The sequence below is a fragment of the Culicoidibacter larvae genome, assembly GCF_005771635.1.
Lineage (GTDB): Bacteria > Bacillota_I > Bacilli_A > Culicoidibacterales > Culicoidibacteraceae > Culicoidibacter > Culicoidibacter larvae.
Genome location: NZ_VBWP01000005.1, coordinates 138,408 through 159,151 on the forward strand (window position 1 = coordinate 138,408; position 20,744 = coordinate 159,151).

Below are 20,744 nucleotides of genomic sequence, written 5' to 3' on the forward strand. Positions count from 1 at the left end.
CGGTCTAATCAACCTGCCCTTTGTTCAATAAGGACTTGCGATCTAAATACTCACGCAACCGTGCGCAATCCGCTGAGCTAAACAGCTCACGGCTGGCAATCATCTGTTGCACATCATCACGGGCAACTTCCAGAATTTTAAAGTCTTCAACAATATTAGCAACCTTAAAATCCGGTAAGCCACTCTGTTTGTGACCAAAAAAGTCTCCTGGACCACGAGTAAATAAATCATATTCCGAAATTCGGAATCCGTCAGTTGTTTCCGCTAAAATCTGTAACCGCTCCTTCTTAGTCTTAGTTACCAGGTAACAATATGACTGATATTGCCCACGACCAACCCGCCCGCGCAATTGATGTAACTGTGCCAAGCCAAAGCGATCAGCATCATAAACAATCATAATTGTTGCATTAGGTACGTTAACGCCAACCTCAATAACCGTTGTAGAAACAATTACATCCAACTGATGATCCTTAAAAGCATCAATAGTTTCCTGCTTCATATCGCTCTTCTGCTTCCCATGTAGTAAACCAATTCTAAATTCCGGCAACTCCGCTCGCAAATGCTCGTAAAGCTCAGTTGCATTTTGCACATCCAAATGCTCAGATTCCTCAATCAACGGACAAACCACATAGGCTTGCCGTCCCGCCTTCAACTCGCTAACCATCTGCTCAACAACAAAATCCCACTGCTCTTCCATATATAACTCAGTCTGAATCTGTTTGCGGCCGCTTGGTAACTCACGAATACTGGAAACATCCATATCACCAAACACACTAATCGCCATCGTCCGCGGAATAGGTGTTGCACTCATTGACAACACATCAACCCGCTCACCTTTCAAACGCAACACGCGCCGCTGCTCAACCCCAAACCGGTGTTGCTCATCAGTAATAACCATACCTAGATGAGCAAAATGAATATCATCCTGAATCAAGGCATGGGTACCAATAATAATATCCAACAACCCGCTCGCAAGCTCTGCAAGCATCTGCTTGCGCTCCCGCTTCGGCGTCGAACTCGTCAACAAAGCCACCTGAAACTGACTATCAGCAAACAACTCACTAAGTCCCTCATAATGCTGTTCCGCTAAAATCTCTGTCGGTGCCATAAACGCCCCTTGGTAACCCGCCAAAGCATTAGCATATAAACCAATAGCTCCAACCACAGTTTTCCCGCTACCAACATCACCCTGCAACAAACGGTTCATCGCCTGTGGTTGCTCTAAATCATTCAAAATCTCCGCAACCGCCTGCGCCTGACCATCAGTCAAAGTAAACGGCAACTTAGCAATGAAAGCATCCACTTGCTCGTATTCGAAAGCCTTAATATCACCGGCAGCGGCAACATTGGCATTCATATAATGCAACATCCGCATCTGCAACTGGAATAAAAACAATTCCTCATACTTCAAATAACGCCGTGCCTGCTCAATATCTTCATAAGTTTCGGGAAAATGAATCAAACGATACGCATCCTTACGACCAATTAACCGATACTTTTCATGTAAATACTCCGGTAAAATATTCTGAATCTCAATACTCTCAAAAACTGCGAGCATAATCTTAGCAAACCGCGCCTTAGACATACCCGGTGGCAATGGATAGTGCGCCACCAAAGTATCCACACCCTTATCACTCACCAAACGTATTTCCTGGGCCGTAATCTTCCGCTGCTTCTCATCATACTTGCCGCTCACCAACACCTCACTGCCGACTTGCAACTGCGCCGCTAAATAATTACGATTGAACACGACAACTTCAAGCACATCACCATTATGCTGTATTTGGGTTTTTAGAATTTGCTTCCCGCGCAAACGCACCGTTCTCGGGTCGCGAAAAACTGAACCGATAACGGTCACTTTTTCGCCATCAATTCTCTCAGTTTCCTCATAATCACGATAACGGGTAGGAAAATAATTAAGCAACTCAAAACGGCTCGTTATTCCCATCTCTAATAACGTAGCTTCAACCTTGGGACCAATCCCCGGAATATATCGTAATTGCTCACTCATATCAAGTACCTCTTTCTCCTATTATACAAAAATCACAATCACCACGCCAGACAATAATTACTAAAAAACTTGACTTGCGAGTTGACTCACGTGTTACACTGACTATATCGCGATACCAAAGGAGTTTTATATGAAAACTTATAATACTAAAGAAGCAGCTGCTTTATTAAACATTCCTGCACATACCTTGCGTTATTATGACCGCATCAAACTCTTGTCACCGGGCTATTACGAACGCTCGTATCGGACATACAGTCAAAAAGAAATTCTCTTGCTGCGCTACATCATTGTGTTACGACACATCGGTTGCAGCATTGACGAAATTCAACCAATACTGGCACTTTATTTTAAACCGATAACCCAAGAATGTATTGATCAATTAATGAGCTTTATTACCTTGCAACAAAATCGGGTACAAAGCCAAATCGAACAGCTCAGCACAATTTCAACACTACTGACGCTTGCGAGCCAAAATATCGGACAAGAAAATGATGCTATGGATCAACTAATAACCAAAGTCTGTGACGACATCCAATCTTAAGGAGAACAAACTATGACAGACACCGTTATTATCAATGGCAACCCTAATAAAAACAGCATTAGCAATCAAATCATTGATAGCTACCAAAATCATATGGAAAATAACAACATCCATACCAAACGCTATAACATCAACGAAATTGACTTCAATGAAGCTTTACTGCATGGCTACAAAACCGAACTAACTGTCGAAACAATAGCCATCCAGCAGGAAATCCAAGAAGCTAAACTTCTAGTCATCTATGTCCCAATATATTGGGGTAGTTTCCCTGGTCCTTTCAAATCGTTATTCGACCAATTACTCTGGCCAAAAGTTGCTTTCAACATGGCAACCAAAGAATATCTTTTCAAAGGATTATGGCGCAACAAGCAAGTTCGGATTATCTACAGCCTTGGCGGCAGCGAATTTGAACACCGCCTGCTCTACCACCGCGCCGGCATCCGCAGCTTAAAATATGGCTTGCGACTCACCGGAATATTCTCGACCAAAACTACTGCATTAGAAAACTTTGATAACCAAAAACGCCAAACACTTGAATACTACCAAAAACAAGTTCGTAAGGCTGCAGCGGCAGACTTACGACGCATAAAAAAGCAGGCCTGAACCGGCCCGCCTGACATACGTGGGATTCCTCGGAATTCCGCGTATTTTTTTCTATAACCAGTTATTCCATTTACGAATATACCAGCGTTTTACAATTAATGACACTGCCACATAGCCAAATAAAGCTAACAACAGTAATGGGTAGTATGCTAATGGCAAGGCAACAAAACCAAGCGCAGCACCGATAAATGTATATGGCAAAGCTAACGCTACTACGATAACAATAATCGTTGCCAACCAAATTTGCCAAGACGCATTACTTTGCAAAATCGGCAATTTTTCAGTACGAATAATATGCACAATCACAACTTGCGAAATCAGCCCGAAAACAAACCAGCCGGTTTGGAACAGCGGCGCTAATTCCGGATTGTTGGCACCAAGCACAAACCATAGCAATGCAAACATCGTAACATCAAATATAGAACTGATTGGCCCAATAATTAGCATAAATCTTTTCAGCCGGTCAGCACTCCATTTTTGCGGTTTTTGCAAATATTCAGCATCAACATTATCCCATGGAATCATGGTTTGTGAAACATCATACAATAAGTTTTGCACCAATAACTGTACCGGTAACATCGGCAGGAATGGTAAGAAAATACTTGAAACCAAAACACTGAAAATATTACCGAAGTTTGAACTGGCTGCCATTTGCACATACTTAACAATATTACCAAAAATATGACGACCTTCAAGTACGCCTTCTTCAAGCACTTGCAAATCTTTTTCCAGCAAAATAACTTCTGAATTCTCTTTAGCAATATCAACTGCAGTATCTACAGTAATGCCTAAATCAGCTGCTTTCAGCGCCAAGGCATCATTAATGCCATCGCCCAAGAATCCCACTGTATGCCCCAGTCCCTGTAGACTCAGTACCACACGTTGTTTTTGCAGCGGACTCACTTTAGCAAAAATACTTGTTCTTGCCGCTACCGCAGCTAACTCAGCATCAGTCATTGCCTCAATCTCAGTTCCTTGTAACACGAATTCTGTATCAATTCCTACATGGCGGCAAATGTTCCGGGCAACCTCAAGATTATCCCCGGTCACAACTTTAACCGCAACCCCGGCATCCTGCAAACTGCTAATTGCCTTAGGAGCACTCATTTTTGGTGGGTCATATAAAGCAATAAAACCATCCAGAACCATGTCATGCTCATCCTCAACCGTCCATTGCTCTTTATCCTCATCACGATAAGCCACAGCCAGCACACGCATTCCCTGGCTATTTAAATCTTTGACCAACTCACCAATAGCATCAAGCATAGCTTGATCAATTGGAATAATGCCTGACTCCGCGGTATAAGCATGCGTACATAATGCCAGTACTTCTTCCATTGCGCCTTTAGTAATCAGGCGCTTTTCGCCGCGACGACGAACAATCACCGACATCCGTCGCCGTTCGAAATCAAACGGCAACTCATCAATCTTTTCGTAATTATTCTCATTTTTTGCCAAACCAACTTCGTTGGCATAATCAATAATCGCGCGATCCAATAAGTTTTTCAAACCAGTTTGATAATAACTATTCAAATAAGCATAACGCAACACATGTTCATCTTCCTGACCATGCACATTTAAATACCGATCCAAAATGATTGTATCTTCGGTTAAGGTTCCGGTTTTATCAGTACATAAAACATCCATAGCACCAAAATTTTGAATCGCTGAAAGCTGTTTAACAATAGTTTTATGCTTAGCCATTGTTGTAGTACCTTTTGATAAGTTAGTTGTAACAATTAAAGGTAACATCTCAGGAGTTAAACCAACAGCAATTGAAATTGCAAACAACAACGCTTGCAACCAGTCACCTTTAGTAATTCCGTTAATTAAAAATACTAATGGCACCATGATAAACATGAAGCGAATCAATAACCAACTGATATCGTTAACGCCTTTATCAAAACTTGTTGGTTTTGCCTTTGATTGAATAAGTTCCTCAGCAATTGATCCAAAGAATGTATCATCACCAATACCAATAACAACGGCAAAGCCAACACCACTAACAACATCAGTGCCCATAAAGCCAATTGTGCTGAAATCTAGAATACTATTTTCATCACCTTGCTTTACTGCAAATTTTTCAACTGCTTCAGCCTCACCGCTAAATGCAGACTGACTCACGAAAATATCTTTAGCATGAATGAAACGGACGTCGGCTGGAATCATATCTCCGGCAGAAAGCCGAATAACATCACCAATAACAACTTTCTCCATGTCAATCTCAGCCAAAACACCATCACGATACACCGTTGCCGTTGTATCTACCAACTGATGCAAATCCATTGCACTTTTATTTGCTTTATACTCTTGGACAAAATTCATTATCCCAGACACTAAAACCATTAAACCAATAACAATGACACTTGTCCAGTCTTCACTATCAGGTGAAGCTACATACACATCAGTTACCCAAGTAATTAGCGTCAAGATAGAAAGTATCATAATAAATGGATTCCAAAAAGAACCAAATAAAATTGACATCAAGCTTCTTGGTTTTTGTGCTTGGATCTCATTTATACCATCCCGTTCCAGACGAAACTCTGCTTGTTCAGTTGTTAAGCCGGTTTCATAACTTTCCGTTTTATTTAGTGCATACTCAAAAGATGCAACATTAAAACTGTTCAGTTTATTTTCCAATACCCCATTTTCTACACGAACTTTTGTTTTTTTATTGTTGAACATAACAATCCTCTCCATTCTCACATGAAGCAGGCACAACAAATCCTTATACTGTCCGCAAGCGGTAGTATGTCTGCTCCATATTCATTTGTCTGTATTTCCTTGGAACGCTACTGGAGTCCATAACATCCACCGCCTTTCATCTTGAAATCAATAAAAAAATCCCACCATACAGGTGAGATTCAAAATTCAAATCAAAGCAAGATAAGCTCACAAAAAAACTTATCCTTTCTTACTTCATTGAGTTTTAGCACTATACAGCGTCTGATTGATGTTCGTAGCTACATTAAACACCACCTTAATTCGATGGCATCTGTTGACCCTTTGGCATCTCTCGATATTTCAGGGCAGCAGCGTGTATCTGTATAGGAGCCTCACCTAATATAAGAATATATTTTATTGTCTACATATATTGTAACACTCCTGGCTATACATGTCAAAAGGGTGTACTTGTTTTACCATGGAATTTTGTTGTATAATGTATGAAAAGGAGCGTTCAATTTATGAAATTTACTTTAGAAAAAGTTTTCTTACTTATCGGCAGCATTTTTGCGGCATTTGGTCAGGCATTTTTTGCCCTAATCATCTTTGTTGTTCAAAACTTCTCCGGAACCGATATGGCTGATTTTGGTGACTCTTCAATTTTCACTGACAGTCCATATGCTACTATTTACTGGCTCTTATCTTTAGTAGGCTTTGCACTGCTGATTACAGTATTCGTGCTTGCATTCTTTTTAAATAAAAACCCAAAACTTATTGCCAGCCTCAGTATAATTTTTACAACTGCAGCGGCAGTTGTGAACGTACCAAGTTCTACCTTTATCCCTATATTTCTAGCATACGGTTTTATCTGCGCTGCGGTGCTTATGGTCTTCAACCGCCTCAAAAAAGCGGAATCAGCACCAACACAGTCAAAACCTGAAATCAATAATGGCGTTCCATACGAATTCCAACAATATACCGCTTAAAACAACCTTCCTGGTTGTTTTTTTATTTATCAACAAAAGCCGGCGCAGTTTTCACTGCGCCGGCTTTCCCGATTCCTGTAAAAAAACGCGCTCATTTCTGTTTCGGGGGAAATACAAAATGAGCGCGCCTCTTTCTTACTTCCGTTGTTTATTATTTCGTCTTGATAATGCAATTCCGACAATAACGACTACTGCTCCCCCAACAAGTACTGGCGTCATCTGATCCTGACCGGTATTTGGCAATGAACCATTACCATTATTTGTATCATCAATCACCGTTACATTAATCGGTTTTTCAACTATTGTTGCTGTAGTGGTTGCATCATATCTAGTTACCGTGTTATCTGCCGGAACATAAGTTGTTACTTGCACTATAGTTGCTTCGTTAACATTATCTAATGGTGTCATATCACCATGAACTTCCATAGATTTAGTTGTCCGCGAACTTTTCAAAGCTGCAGCTCCCGCTTGATTCAATACGTAACTTTCCAGAGTTCCATTATTACGTAAAGTTTGCAATTGCGTGACCGTCATTGTCACATCACTAGCATCAATAGTGTAAACAACTGGTAATACCACTTGTTCAGCTGCATCACTCGTTTGGCCTGAAGCATGAACGGTTACCGCAGTAAACATATCATCTTTGAAAATAGCACCATCGGTTGGCATACTCCAGTTTCCAGAAGCATCAGCAGTTACCCGGATTGTGTTGCCATGCGGGCAAGTGACATCAACAGTAGCATTAGCTGGAGCAATCCCAGTTAAAACATCTTCGTCTTCATAAATAACATCTATAGTTGGTTTTTCAACCTCTATTTTTTGACTTACTGACTGATAGATTGTTCCGCTATAACTTAGAATATTTGCCGGTAATGAGCTCGCACTAAATTGACTGGCAATTGTTTTCAAAGGAACTTTTTGCATTGCAAACGGATCACGGTAAGTGATACCTAATAAATCATCAGCAGTAATATCTGTCCACGTAATTGTTTCTTTATTGTCGTAAGCACCCTTATCGGTACTTAAGCCAGTTAAAGTTGCGTATTGATTATCCTGAACTTTAAAATACATTGATGTTGTAAATGTAGAAGCGGCACTTAAATCAGCGTATAATCCTTCATTGCCATAAAGAACAATCAGTTGTCCGCCCGCATACGTTTTTACGCCTGGTCTTGCAGCAACTAGTGATAAATCAGTCACCCGATCATAACGAACATCCAGTTCAGTTAAGTTAGGCATTGCATTAATGAAACTAATATCTTTAATTCCAGTACTCCACAATGCAACTTTTTTTGCTGTCGTAAAACTTGCTAATGCCTCTGTTCCCAACAATGGAATTTCAGTAATTGATAAACTCTCAATGTTAGGTAATTGACCATCTAAAACTGAAATATCCAATGGCTCTCCTGAGTAATAGGTAAAGTCAATAACATAACCACCATTATCATACCAGTTAAGCGTTGTCAGTTGTGGCAAATTAGCTACCGGACTAATATCTGTCATTAACTTTGAATAACCGACTTCTAATGTCCGTAAGTTAGTTAAGCCACTCAAGCGATTTAACTCTTCATAACTAATATTGGCACTTGAATTAATTCGCAGAAAGTTAAGATTTTTAAGCTGTTCAATTCCCTCAAGTGAACTAAATGGTGCATTAATAATATGATCGATTCGTGTTACCTTATCCAAATCAGCTTGAGTAATAGTTCCGGTTTTTGGCAATGAACCATGATCCTGCAACCATTTAAAGAATTCTTCATCAAAGCCATATTGATTTACTGCTTTAAGCATTGAACTTTGCTGTGTTGCCGACTGATTGTTATCAGTATTATTTTCAGTCGATAAAATGGTATCTAAATCAACTGATTCCTCTGCTGTGTTTTCATTATTTTCGCTAACAACCTCATCATTTCCTGATGCTTCAACATTTATTTCCTGTGATGTACCGGTAGTATTTTCCGTAGTTGTATCCTCAGCGTTCACAGTAATAAATGATGATGCAGCCATACTTAAAAAGACAATTGCTGCCGCCCCTATTTTTATAAATTTCATTACTTTTCCCTCCACTATTTCATTACCAATATATTATCAACTCGCCTACCCGAATGCAGTAAAATAAGAGTTAAAATTATTAAATTTATGAAATGCTCTTTTGATAAAAAAAAAGCCATTACGGCCAACCCGGAATGGCTTTTCATCATTGCTCACGGTAGAGCAAGTCTTCGACTTCCTTCTGCTCGCGGCGGATAATATAGTACTGCACAACAAATATAATAATCGGTACCAAAATCAATAATAATATAAAAAAGAAAAAAGTTTGAAAATTATTAATAATCCCAAAATCTTCAGGATTCAAATAAATATTGCTAACTGGCAATATCTTCTTATCAGTTTCGTACACATTAACGGTAATAGCGCTGCCGAGCTCAGTGGCAAAAGTAACTTGATACTTACCGGCAGCTTCATCAATGACATGCGTTAGCACACTTGTAATCGGAACTGTACTGCCATCATTTGTTTGCCATGCATGAGCATTGGTAATGCGAATCAGATCATCATTGCTTAATTGTCTAAATACACCTGACTCAACAAGCACATCATGAGCATCTATAGCCTCTTGAACTTCTTTATTAATAACTGTCTTTTCAAATAAAACCGTAACATAAATTGTCTTCTTAACAACAGTCCCATTCTTATCAACAGCCGAGACCTCTATCGGATATGTCCCGGCCTCATCATAGTTTTCTTGCAATTGGTCATCAACAAAACCATAAACTGTACCAGGAACGGCAGTTAGCATCAAACTGATGAACAATGCCATAAACAGTTTCTTAATCATGCTGGTCACCGCCAATAAAAACAATAGTTGTCGTAACCTGCTCAGCAGCAATGTCGCGTTGGTAATGAGCCTCAAGCGTCTGTGCCAAACTAGTAATCATGATAATTCCATTTCCGCTGCTATATTTATTATCTTTGTTAATAAATGATTGAATTTCCGTATCTCCTTGCAAACGCGCAATATTATTCTCAGCAGCGGTATTCACACATTCGAATACTGCATTATTTTGCTCATCAAGAAACAAATTGACCTGTATTTCGGTTTCCGGAATCGCATATTGAATAGCATTCGACAAAATATTATGAATTAATAACTTCACCATTGCTTTATTACTGAAAATTGTCAGTGTTTCCGGAACTTCGATTTCTAATAAAACTTTTCGCTCACGAATTTGAGCTGCAAAAGTTTTGCGAACTTCTGAGACAATCTTTGATAAATCTACTGATTCTTTTTCTAATACCATTTTTTGTTCATTACTGGTAAAAACTTGTAACATCTCATTAATTGATTGTAGTAAATTATCTGCATGCTGCACATTGTATTCAGCAATCTCTCGTGCCCGCTCATCATTATTATTCAGATGACTTAATTGCGTTTCATTTTCAAGTAACATTTGATAAACCGGCGTTTTTATTTCATGAATAAATGCCCGCGCGATAAGCTGACTATTAACAAACTGCTCTTTATTAATATAAGCTGCTTGTTGCAACTCAGCTTCTTTTTGGGCAGTACGCGAAATATTTTCGCGAAGTCCGTGAGCAAAATATTTAATTTTTGAGTTTATCACATCATCAGACTGAGCATTAATCACTTCATTCAATTGATACTTTTCCATTTTGCCAATTGTTTCCTTGAGCGTTGTCATCGATTGCACCATTAATCGTTGGAAGGCAAATACTGCGGTAATCAATATAATTGTAGCAATCCCAAGCAAGATAATTTGCAACGTTGTAATATTCAATAAAAAGGCTGTGACTTGCACTTGGTAAATATTGTACCAAACTTCATAAGTACTGCCATTTTTGATAAAGGTGCCATTTCCTTGTGAAAGGGAGACACGTTGATCAAGACTTTCGTGAATACTTGCTGCACTATTGACTGGCATCATCGTATTATAAATATTAATTCCATCTTTAAAAACAATAAGTTCCATTGGATACTCATCGATAATCTGATCAAATTGTGCAACGAGTTTCTGGGTATCAGTTATTGTCTCAAAAGCATCATCCAATTGCTCCTGAGTATCAGTCAAATAACTATCCTGCAATCCATTATAGTATGCCGGCACATAAAAAATGCTGCCAAAAAATAATAAAATGACAACAACATATGCCAACACAATAATTATTAATGTTCTTTTACTTTTATTATTCATCCCATTTATACCCAAATCCTCGAACTGAAATTAATGAGCTAATTTGCAGCTTGCGACGTAAAGTATTAATATGTACATCAATCACGCGCTCATCTGTACTCTCATGATTTCTATCCCAAAGCCTTTCCAGAATTTCCTCGCGGCTAAATGCCACCCCTTTATTTGCTAAAAAAAGCGCCAGTAAATCAAACTCTTTTCGGCGCAATTCAATTTCTACGCCACCAACAAGTACTTTACGTTCTTTTAAAAACACCTGTATTTGCTCTATTTCCGAAGTTAACATTCGCTCATCATTTTGAATAGCAAGCGGCTGTTCTAATACCCGCTCAATATATTTCAATAAAACATCCCTGTTAATATCTTTTGTCAAATAATAATCAACATACTGATTTAAAGCTTCCAACTCACTGTCCGGTGTTGGTTCAGCGGTTAGCAATATGGTTTTCAGTGTTGCATCCATATTCTTTATTATACTTAAAAAGCGGATACCATCATCATTCCCCATGACCCGATCCGAAATAATTAAATCATAACTCTCACTATTTTTACTAAATTGCTCTATTGCCGAAATTGAATCAAACGCGATATCAACATCATATCCGGCCTCCGACAATATTTCTTGCATCTGTATTGCATACGATTGGTTATCATCAACAAATAAGATATGCTTCATAATAAAACTCCATTCTTAAATTATTTTGCATAACGTATTTCCCCCACAGTTTAACAATGATTTAATTATAGCATAAAACTTTCAAAATTAAAGCGTCTTGTTCTACAATAAAAGAATTTGTTGCCAAATAAAAAAACTCCCAATTGGGAGTTTTTCATTAGTCGCGTTGACGTTGTTTCTTAGCACGACGGCAAGATGGACAACGAACTGGATCGTTTTCAAATCCTTTTTCACGGAAGAATTCTTGTTCACCTTCAGTAAAGATAAATGTTTCACCGCAATCTTTGCATACGATTTCTCTATCAGCCATTTTACAGACCTCCTTTCAATTGTTACCAATCAAAAATAATTTCCAAAAACCTGATCAATAACATTGAAAGGACATTTACATTTATTTTTTGATTTGAACCGGATATGAACTCATTATACCATAAGAAAATATGAAGTACAAACAAAAATGCATAATATACATGAAATAGTATTATTTTTCCTTTGCGAGAAAAAAAGAGTGCCCGGGACACGAGGTCCCGGTCACTCTCCACTTACAAACAATTACTGCTTAACACCACTTTTGGCACCTTGCGCCGGTAATTTTGCATTTGCCAAAACATTTGAATCATAAGAAAACACCTTACGTTCGCGTCGTTGTTTAGCCTTAATCGCAAATTGAATCAAACGATCTGTTAACTCGGTAAAATCAACGCCGCTCTCCTGCCACAAATAAAATGACAATGAACCAGGAATAGTGTTAATCTCATTTAAATAGACATTACCCTCTTCCTTATCAATCAAGAAATCAATCCGTGATACTCCCGACATATTTAAAGTATAGAACGCTTGTCGTGCCAAACGCTGAATCTCCTTCGTCGCCTCTTCGCTGATCCGCGCCGGAATAACCCGGTTTGTCGCTGCCATACCGGCACCTTTGCTGCCACCACCAGCGGTTTTCGCACCGTCCGTTTTCAACAGCGCTAACTTACCACCGTCTGCCTTGCTGCCACCTTTGCCTTTACCGCCTTGATATTTATCACGATAACTCAAAATTTCATCACTGCCGGTCACTTCCTCAATCGGCGAAGCAACTGCATGAGTGAAATCGCCCAGCACTGAGCAATTCACTTCCAATAAATTATTAACAACTTGCTCAACGATAATCTTATCATCAAACTGAGCTGACTCATTAATCGCTTCAATTAAACTATCAGTGTCTTTAGCAATACTGATTCCTACACTTGAACCAAGATTAGCCGGCTTAACAATAACCGGGAAATGCAAGGTTGCTTCAATACGATGAACAAAGCGCTCAGGCTGTTGTTCCCACTGATTACTATACAACCAAACAAAAGGCACCACCGGCAATCCATTTGCTTGCCAAATATTTTTCATAAACACTTTATCTTGGCCAACTGCCGCCGCACCAACAGTCGGTCCGGCATAAGGAATACGCAACGAATCAAGATATCCCTGTAAAGTTCCATCCTCAACATTAGTTCCATGCACTACCGGAAAAGCAACATCGATCTCAGCAATCGGCTTATTTTTCAACATTTTAAACGGAAAAGCATATACATAATGATGCCCATGCTCAGTTTGCAATAATACTTGCTGAGCATTAGCGATAGCTGCATCTAAATCTTTAAACGTCTCAATATTAGTCAGCGCTTTACCGGTATACCACCGATTTTGTTTTGAAATATATAAAGGCACTACTTCATATTTATTTTCGTCCATAGCAGCAATTGCTTGCATTGCACTAATGATTGAAATCTCATGTTCAACGCTCTCACCGCCAAATATTACACCTACACGTACTCTCATAAACTCACCACCGATAAAAAAACCGATGTCCTCCTTCCGTTGCTACGTAATTCATCATATAATTATATCTTATTTTACCACGCTAATCAATATAAGTATCACGCTCGTTAACCAAAACCCCAAGCGCAATAGTAATCTCTTCCAGCGTCATTTTTCGTGAAAGCTGAGGAAGTTTATCTAAATCAAACCACTCGACGGCAAGCGTCTCGTGATTTGGCACCGGTTCACCACCAATAACCCTAGCGGCAAAAACATATTGATGGGTCGAAAAAAACGATGGCCGATCCAAATATAACCGATGATCAAACACTGCCAAAAACTGCTTAATCTCAACCGCGTATCCTGATTCCTCAAACACTTCTTTCACCGCTGCCTGCCGCGGCGTGGTGTCAACATCACACCAGCCGCCCGGCGGCGACCATAAGCCGCTGTCTTTTTCCTGAACTAGCAATAATTGATTGGTATCATTAATCACTAGTGTCCGTACCGACGTTTGTGCGGTTGGATACTTATAATCAGCATATATATTCGGACGCACCTGCTCGACGCCAGTATACGCTTCAAGAATCTCATGGCTGAGCTTCTCGAGCTCTTCATAATTCTCGCGCGCATACTCATCAGTTGTAAAACTTTGTCCAATTTGGGCAATCGCTTGCACTTTTTTAATAAACTCAAAATATTTATCTGTCATTATATAAAGCCTCCAAGCTATTCGCTTACATTCTCATCAACTATCATCAATGCTTCTTCAGGATAATCGGTAATAATATTATCTACATTACGATCACGATACTTAATCATACTATCGGTATCATTGACGGTCCAAACATACACCTCACGCCCATTTAAATGTGCCTGCCGAATAAAGTTTTCAGTCGCAAATGTTGTCTCAACACAATAAAAATCAACATCCAATGCCATCGGATCGCCAAAGACACCAAACATGATATAACCAATTTTTAGATTCGGATTTAAAACCCGCACTTTTTGAAGTGCTGAATAATCAAGCGAGGTAATTACTACCTCGTTTTGCATATTCAAATTCTCAACTATACTAACCGTCTGACTAATCAAAGTTTGATCATGTCCATTAGTCTTAATTTCGATATTAACCTTAATTTTTCCCTTAGCAGTTCGTAAAAACTGTTCCAGCGTTGGCATCTTGTCTTGCGCATCTCCACTTAAAAGTGAATGCTCCTGAATTTGCGCATATGTCAGTTCCCACACATTAGCATCAACCCCGAGTTCACGCTCAAGATTAGTATCATGAGTTATAACTACTACATTATCGGCAGTTACCTGTACATCAATTTCGGTGTAGTCAGCTCCTACTTCAATTGCATACTTAAGCCCGCTGATTGAATTCTCCGGCGCATAAAGACCACCGCCGCGATGCGCCGTGACAGCAATATCATAGGGGATTGGTACCGTTAGATTACGAAACCCTGTCCACAAAATAGCTCCGGCCGCAACAATTAAAATAATAATTCGAATAAACTTTCGTTGTATTAACGGTACCCGCACCTCCGGCAGCACTTTTTCCTCAATCGGAACAAAGCGCTCATACCGATTACGCCAACGATAAAACAATACCGTCGAATATGAAATTGCCAGTGGCAACCCTAAAATAAGCGGTACTATCGTGACCACAATTCCTAAGATCGTCAAGAATAACATGAAAAAGATATCCCAAAGCATACTGCTATTTTCAATAGCAACAATGACTCCGTAAAGCAAATCCGGAATCAGCAGCAGTAACCAACCAGCAATTGCAGCAACAATCTGAATCACAAAAACAGCAAATAACAAGCGAATCTTATGGCCTTTGGTCAACTCATTGCTATGCTTTAGCCCGGTCGCCAAATCTTCGTTTTCCAAAACAACGAAATGAATCGCGAAAAACCAACGAGTCGTTAAATACACACATAAAGCAAAAACAATTACCAGTAACACCGTCAGCCATGGCGATGCTAAAATAAAACTCAAAATATACTCAGGAATATTAATTGCCGGAATCAACGCGCTGCTAAAACCAATCTGCAAAAACGGCAGAATTACCAAAATATATAACAGCGCTTTAATTCCACTTGGACGAAAAATCTTTTTAATATGCTGCAATGACTCAAGAAAAGCACCGGTTCCCATCAAGGGTAAATACCAATAACTATTTCGCGACAATACCAACAGCCCGCCGAACTCTGCCAAAGTAACAAAGCTCACCAAAACAATAAACACAACCGCAGTTAAAACTCCAATCGGTCCGACAAAAAAACTAACCAGCGTATTATTGGCAATCACCTGGTACCCGGCTAAATACAAAAAACCGCGAATCAATAAACGAAACAACGGAAAAATTAAAGCTGGTAAAACAACTCTAAAAAACAACTCATACATAGTTGCCGCTCGCAGCATATCACGATAATTTTCCCAAACCTCCGCTAAAAAAGACTTCCCAGATTTCACAACGATTGCTCCTTTAAATACTATTCCTCTATTTTATCACTATTTTGATTGAAAGAAAATAAGAAACCCGGTCAACCCAAGGTCGACCGGGTTTCCTGCTTTTACCCAATCTGCAACGCAAGCCATTCACCATCAATAACCAACTTGTCAATTACAAGTCCCAAGCCCTGAACGAGCCTTTCAATTTGCTCCTGCTCCTGCATCATTATCCCGGAAATAACAATAACTGGTGCCAGACCAATCATCTGCGGCAATAACTCAGTTAAAATTGGCAATGTAATATTAGCAATAATCACATCAAACCGCTCTTCCTGCGGCACAGCGCTCGCATGTATAACTTGAACAACATCAGCTAAATCATTAGCAACAACATTTTCTCGTGCCTCCAGAACCGCTTGTCTATCAATTTCAGTAGCAAGCACAAACTTTGCTTGATTACGCGCTGCAAACATCGCCAAAATACCGCTGCCGGTACCAACATCCAAAACCCGTTTACCAACCAAATCAAGCTCCGCCAACAAACTAGCCGCAAGCTGCGTAGTGGCATGATCACCAGTACCAAACGCCATCTTCGGCTCAAGTACAATCCGCACCTGCTCAACACTCGCTGTCGCTCGCCACGGTGGCACAATCGTGATATTCCCTAACGGAATATCAACAACCGAATCGCGCCACTGCTGCTCAAAATCCGGCATCTCATATAATTCAACCTGCAAACTCTGCGCCACCCGCTCAGCACCAAATAAATCCACAAAGTATTGCTCAACCTCAGTCTCAGCAATACTTACTGGCAAATAAAAACGAACAAAGCTCGTATCACTCTGATTGGCTGAAAAAATTTCGCCATATTGTTCTCGGGCAATCCGCTCAGCACTAATCGGTGCCACTACCTCAATCCCGACGGCAAAAAAATCACCAAACTGTGCCCCCAAAGCATCGGCATCCTCCCCCTCAACTACAAACCAGCTCACCTGGCGAAACTGCTCCATATACTCAACCTCCAATTACTCTTCACTTTATTATAACAAAAAAGTGAGGTCCATAGTAATGAACCTCACCAACCGATCATCACTTCCGTGGCGGAATCAATAATCGCAACCCATTTAAAATAACCAGAATCGTACTGCCCTCATGAGCAACAACACCAAACGGTAAATCAATAAGCATAAATAAATTAGAAAGTACCAACAAAATAATTATTGTTGTTGAAAAAATAATATTCTGCTTAATAATCCGATTCATTTTTGCTGAAGTATCAATTGTAAACAAAATCCGCCGCAAGTCATTTTTCATCAATACCATATCAGCTGTTTCTAAAGCGACATCACTGCCCTCACCCATGGCAACGCCAATCGTTGCCGTTGCCAATGCCGGAGCATCATTAATACCATCACCAACCATCGCAACTCCATGATATTTTTCCTTCAATGCTTTAATATGTTCAACTTTATCCTCAGGCAAACAGCCGGCAATATACTCCTCAATCCCGGCTTGCTCGGCAATAGACGCCGCCGTATGAGGATTATCGCCAGTCAGCATAACCGGCACAAGTTTTCGACGCCGCAACTCCGCAATTGCCTCTTTCGTACTTTGCCGCACCTCATCCTGCAACGCTAAAAACCCACATATATGACCAGCTTCACCAATATAGACGATTGTTTTTCCTTGACTCTGCAAAGTAAATCCTTTTGCGACAATATCCTCATCACCATCAGTAATAAACTTTGCCTTCCCAGCTTGATATAACTTGCCTTCAAACTCGGCAGAAACACCAAAACCCGTTACCTCCTGGTAATTCGTCAACGGTAACAACTCAACTAAATCATCTGCTGCCCGACGTAAAATCGCCTGTGCTAACGGGTGATTAGACAAGGCTTCAATTGAAGCCGCCAATTGTAAAATCCGCCCTTCATCATATCCATCAGCAACAACAATATCCGTGACATCCAAAATCCCTTGGGTCAAAGTTCCGGTCTTATCAAAAGCAATAGCCTGTAAATCAGCAACCTGTTCCAATGCCACACCACTTTTGAACAATACACCGCGCTTAGCACAATAAGAAACCGCTGAAAGAATCGCCGGCATCACCGATGCCACCAAGGCGCACGGTGATGCTACAACAAGCAGCACCATTGCTCGATAAAATGCAGTATTGATATCCCAAGCAAAAACAAATGGTCCGCCAACAAACAGCAGCACCGCTAAAATCAGTACCACCCAAACATAAATACCTTCAAACTTCTCAATAAACAACTGCGACTTCGGCTTCTCGCTCTCAGCCTCTTGCACCATAGCAATAATCTTCTGCAAAGTCGTCTCCGTCGCCACCTTAGTCATCTCAATCGTCAACGCCCCGCTCATGTTAATCGCTCCGGCATAAACATCCAGTCCCGGCTCTGCCTGAATCGGCAGCGACTCCCCGGTAATAACAGCGTTATTAATCGTACTAATACCATCAATAACCATTCCATCAACCGGAATTCGCTCACCGGCACGACAAATAATAACATCACCAACATTCAGCTCAGCAATTAATGTTGTACGATAGCTGCCATCTGGTAACACAACATCTGCACTTTCCGGCTGCAACTCCATCAACTTAGTGATCTCAGCCCGACTCTTCTCATTGGCATAAGTCTCTAAAGCACCGCTCAAAGAAAAAATAAAAATTAATAATGCTCCCTCAGCCCAATGACCAATAATCATTGCACCGATTGCTGCAAAAATCATTAAAAACTCAACATTCAGTTTATGGGTTTCAAGCGTCGCCTGAACACCTTTTTTAGCAGGTGAAAAACCACCAATAACAAATGCCAGTACAAAAGCCACTTGTGGCAAAACGTTAATCTGCAAAAACTCCAGAAAAAACCCTAAAGCCATCAACAACCCAGCCACTACCACTGCCAGAATTTCCGGATTACTTATCAAAAAGCGATTCAATTGCTTCATTCTAAATCGTAATAATTCCATTTTATTGTACTCCTTTCAACATTGTATTGATTACAATTAAATTATAACCTATTCACAAATAGAAGTAAACAAAATCAACGAAACAGCAATCATTCCGATTTGAAGTCTATCTTTGGGAGAAAATAAAAAAACCGCGAGTGCAACACTCGCGGTTTTTCACCTTTTTACATCATTCCCGGCATTCCGCCACCCATTGGCGGCATTGCAGGCTCATCTTTTGGAATATCACTAATCGCTGCTTCAGTTGTTAAGAACATAGCCGAAACACTTGTCGCATATTGTAATGCACTACGTGATACTTTAGTAGGGTCAACAATTCCTTGTTCAATCATGTTTACCCATTGACCATTCACAGCGTTAAAACCAACTCCGTTTTGCTCATGACGCAGACGTTCAACAACAACTGCCCCTTCATAGCCAGCATTTTCGGCAATTTGGAACACTGGTGCTTCAAGTGCTTTCAATACAATTTGCACACCGGTTTTCTCATCACCCTCAGCAGTTAATTCTGCTACTTTTTTGTATACATTCATAAATGCAGTACCACCACCGGCAACAATTCCTTCTTCAACTGCCGCACGGGTTGAGTTTAATGCATCTTCAATACGTAATTTACGTTCTTTTAATTCTGTTTCAGTTGCTGCGCCAACTTTGACAACTGCAACCCCGCCAGCTAATTTAGCTAAACGTTCTTGTAATTTTTCTTTATCAAAATCTGAAGTCGTTTCTTCAACTTGAGCACGAATTTGTGCAACACGTGCATCAATTGCTGTTTTTTCACCAGCACCACTCACAATTGTTGTTGTTTCTTTAGTAACCAATACCCGTCCTGCTTGACCAAGATTTTGCATTGTTGTTTGTTTTAAATCATACCCTAAATCTTCAGTAATATAGGTTGCTCCGGTTAACACCGCGATATCTTCAAGCATTGCTTTACGACGATCACCAAATCCCGGTGCTTTAACTGCAGTTACATTTAAAGTTCCGCGCAAACGGTTAACAACTAATGTTGATAAAGCTTGTCCTTCAATATCATCAGCAATGATAAGCAGAGGACGACCTGATTGCATTGTTTGCTCAAGAACCGGAAGAATATCTTCAATATTAGTAATTTTCTTATCCGTTACTAAAATGAAAGGTCCTTCTAATTCAGCTTCCATACGATCAGTATTAGTTACCATATATGAAGATAAGTACCCGCGATCAAATTGCATCCCTTCAACAACATCAAGTTCAGTATTGAATCCTTTAGATTCTTCGATGGTAATAACACCATCTTTACCAACTTTTTCCATCGCTTCAGCGATTAATTGACCGATTTCTTCATCTGCTGCCGAAATTGCTGCAACTGATGCAATATCATTTTTATCTTGAATTTCAGTAGTAATTGATTGCAATTCTTCAACTGCTTTACTTACTGCCATTTCCATTCCGCGACGAATGCCGATCGGATTTGCTCCGGCAGCTACGTTTTTGATTCCTTCATGAATCATAGCTTGCGCCAATACCGTTGCCGTAGTAGTTCCATCACCAGCAATATCGTTAGTTTTCGAAGCTACCTCAGCAACTAGTTTTGCGCCCATATTTTCAAAACGATCTTCTAATTCAATTTCTTTTGCAATTGTTACCCCGTCATTAGTAATTAACGGTGAACCAAATGCTTTTTCTAATACAACATTACGCCCTTTAGGTCCAAGGGTTACTTTCACGGCATTCGCTAATGTGTCCACACCGGTAACCATTTTTTGACGGGCTTCATTACCAAAAAGTACTTCTTTTGCCATAGTTATTTCACTCCTTT

The 20,744-nt window shown here is 40.0% G+C and carries 16 protein-coding genes and 1 riboswitch; of the genes, 3 read left to right on the forward strand and 13 right to left on the reverse strand.

The genetic code is table 11. From position 1 onward, the window contains the following. Positions 1–4: 4 nt before the first annotated feature. Entirely contained in the window at positions 5–2,011 is a 2,007-nt protein-coding gene (recG, locus tag FEZ08_RS07105; RefSeq protein ID WP_138191029.1) for an ATP-dependent DNA helicase RecG, read from the reverse strand. Positions 2,012–2,141: 130 nt separating this feature from the next. On the opposite strand from recG, the gene FEZ08_RS07110 reads away from it, so the two are divergent. Further along, positions 2,142–2,552: a MerR family transcriptional regulator gene (locus tag FEZ08_RS07110; RefSeq protein WP_138191030.1), complete on the forward strand. Its 411-nt coding sequence runs from the start codon at positions 2,142–2,144 to the stop codon at positions 2,550–2,552. A gap of 12 nt (positions 2,553–2,564) precedes the next feature. Further along, on the forward strand, positions 2,565–3,155 hold the full coding sequence (locus FEZ08_RS07115; RefSeq protein WP_138191031.1) for an NAD(P)H-dependent oxidoreductase: 591 nt from the start codon (positions 2,565–2,567) through the stop codon (positions 3,153–3,155). A gap of 51 nt (positions 3,156–3,206) precedes the next feature. Here FEZ08_RS07115 and mgtA read toward each other — a convergent pair whose 3' ends face one another. Further along, a complete protein-coding gene (gene mgtA / locus FEZ08_RS07120) occupies positions 3,207–5,840 on the reverse strand; it encodes a magnesium-translocating P-type ATPase (RefSeq protein ID WP_138191032.1) in 2,634 nt (877 codons plus the stop codon). 223 nt (positions 5,841–6,063) lie between these two features. Further along, positions 6,064–6,230, reverse strand: a riboswitch (M-box (ykoK) riboswitch). 110 nt (positions 6,231–6,340) lie between these two features. Between mgtA and FEZ08_RS07125 the strand changes: the two genes are divergently transcribed. After that, positions 6,341–6,805 (forward strand): hypothetical protein, encoded by a 465-nt coding sequence (locus FEZ08_RS07125; RefSeq protein WP_138191033.1) that lies wholly within the window; start codon positions 6,341–6,343, stop codon positions 6,803–6,805. 135 nt (positions 6,806–6,940) lie between these two features. Here FEZ08_RS07125 and FEZ08_RS07130 read toward each other — a convergent pair whose 3' ends face one another. The 11 genes from FEZ08_RS07130 to groL all read right to left on the reverse strand — a co-directional run bounded on the left by FEZ08_RS07130 (position 6,941) and on the right by groL (position 20,727). Then, positions 6,941–8,857 carry an Ig-like domain-containing protein gene (locus FEZ08_RS07130; protein WP_138191034.1) on the reverse strand — a complete coding sequence of 639 codons (1,917 nt, stop codon included), beginning with the start codon at positions 8,855–8,857 and terminating at the stop codon, positions 6,941–6,943. Positions 8,858–9,002: 145 nt separating this feature from the next. Continuing rightward, a complete protein-coding gene (locus FEZ08_RS07135; protein ID WP_138191035.1) occupies positions 9,003–9,644 on the reverse strand; it encodes a hypothetical protein in 642 nt (213 codons plus the stop codon). Next, positions 9,637–11,019: a sensor histidine kinase gene (locus FEZ08_RS07140; protein ID WP_138191036.1), complete on the reverse strand. Its 1,383-nt coding sequence runs from the start codon at positions 11,017–11,019 to the stop codon at positions 9,637–9,639. Before FEZ08_RS07140 ends, FEZ08_RS07135 begins: the two co-directional genes overlap by 8 nt. Continuing rightward, positions 11,012–11,692, reverse strand: a complete 681-nt coding sequence (locus FEZ08_RS07145; RefSeq protein ID WP_138191037.1) for a response regulator transcription factor — start codon at positions 11,690–11,692, stop codon at positions 11,012–11,014. The genes FEZ08_RS07140 and FEZ08_RS07145 overlap by 8 nt, the downstream gene beginning before the upstream one ends. 157 nt (positions 11,693–11,849) lie before the next feature. Further along, positions 11,850–12,002 carry a zinc-ribbon domain-containing protein gene (locus tag FEZ08_RS07150; protein WP_138191038.1) on the reverse strand — a complete coding sequence of 51 codons (153 nt, stop codon included), beginning with the start codon at positions 12,000–12,002 and terminating at the stop codon, positions 11,850–11,852. Positions 12,003–12,244: 242 nt separating this feature from the next. Beyond that, positions 12,245–13,510, reverse strand: a complete 1,266-nt coding sequence (locus FEZ08_RS07155; protein ID WP_138191039.1) for a D-alanine--D-alanine ligase family protein — start codon at positions 13,508–13,510, stop codon at positions 12,245–12,247. Between the two features lie 82 nt (positions 13,511–13,592). Further along, positions 13,593–14,201, reverse strand: a complete 609-nt coding sequence (locus FEZ08_RS07160) for an NUDIX hydrolase N-terminal domain-containing protein (RefSeq protein WP_138191040.1) — start codon at positions 14,199–14,201, stop codon at positions 13,593–13,595. Between the two features lie 17 nt (positions 14,202–14,218). Next, positions 14,219–15,973, reverse strand: a complete 1,755-nt coding sequence (locus FEZ08_RS07165) for a glycerophosphodiester phosphodiesterase (RefSeq protein WP_138191041.1) — start codon at positions 15,971–15,973, stop codon at positions 14,219–14,221. A gap of 101 nt (positions 15,974–16,074) precedes the next feature. Further along, positions 16,075–16,962, reverse strand: a complete 888-nt coding sequence (locus FEZ08_RS07170) for a 50S ribosomal protein L11 methyltransferase (RefSeq protein ID WP_138191042.1) — start codon at positions 16,960–16,962, stop codon at positions 16,075–16,077. 79 nt (positions 16,963–17,041) lie between these two features. Next, positions 17,042–18,943 carry a heavy metal translocating P-type ATPase gene (locus FEZ08_RS07175; RefSeq protein WP_138191043.1) on the reverse strand — a complete coding sequence of 634 codons (1,902 nt, stop codon included), beginning with the start codon at positions 18,941–18,943 and terminating at the stop codon, positions 17,042–17,044. A 164-nt stretch (positions 18,944–19,107) separates the two neighbouring features. After that, positions 19,108–20,727 carry a chaperonin GroEL gene (gene groL / locus FEZ08_RS07180; RefSeq protein ID WP_138191044.1) on the reverse strand — a complete coding sequence of 540 codons (1,620 nt, stop codon included), beginning with the start codon at positions 20,725–20,727 and terminating at the stop codon, positions 19,108–19,110. Between the last annotated feature and the right edge of the window lie 17 nt (positions 20,728–20,744).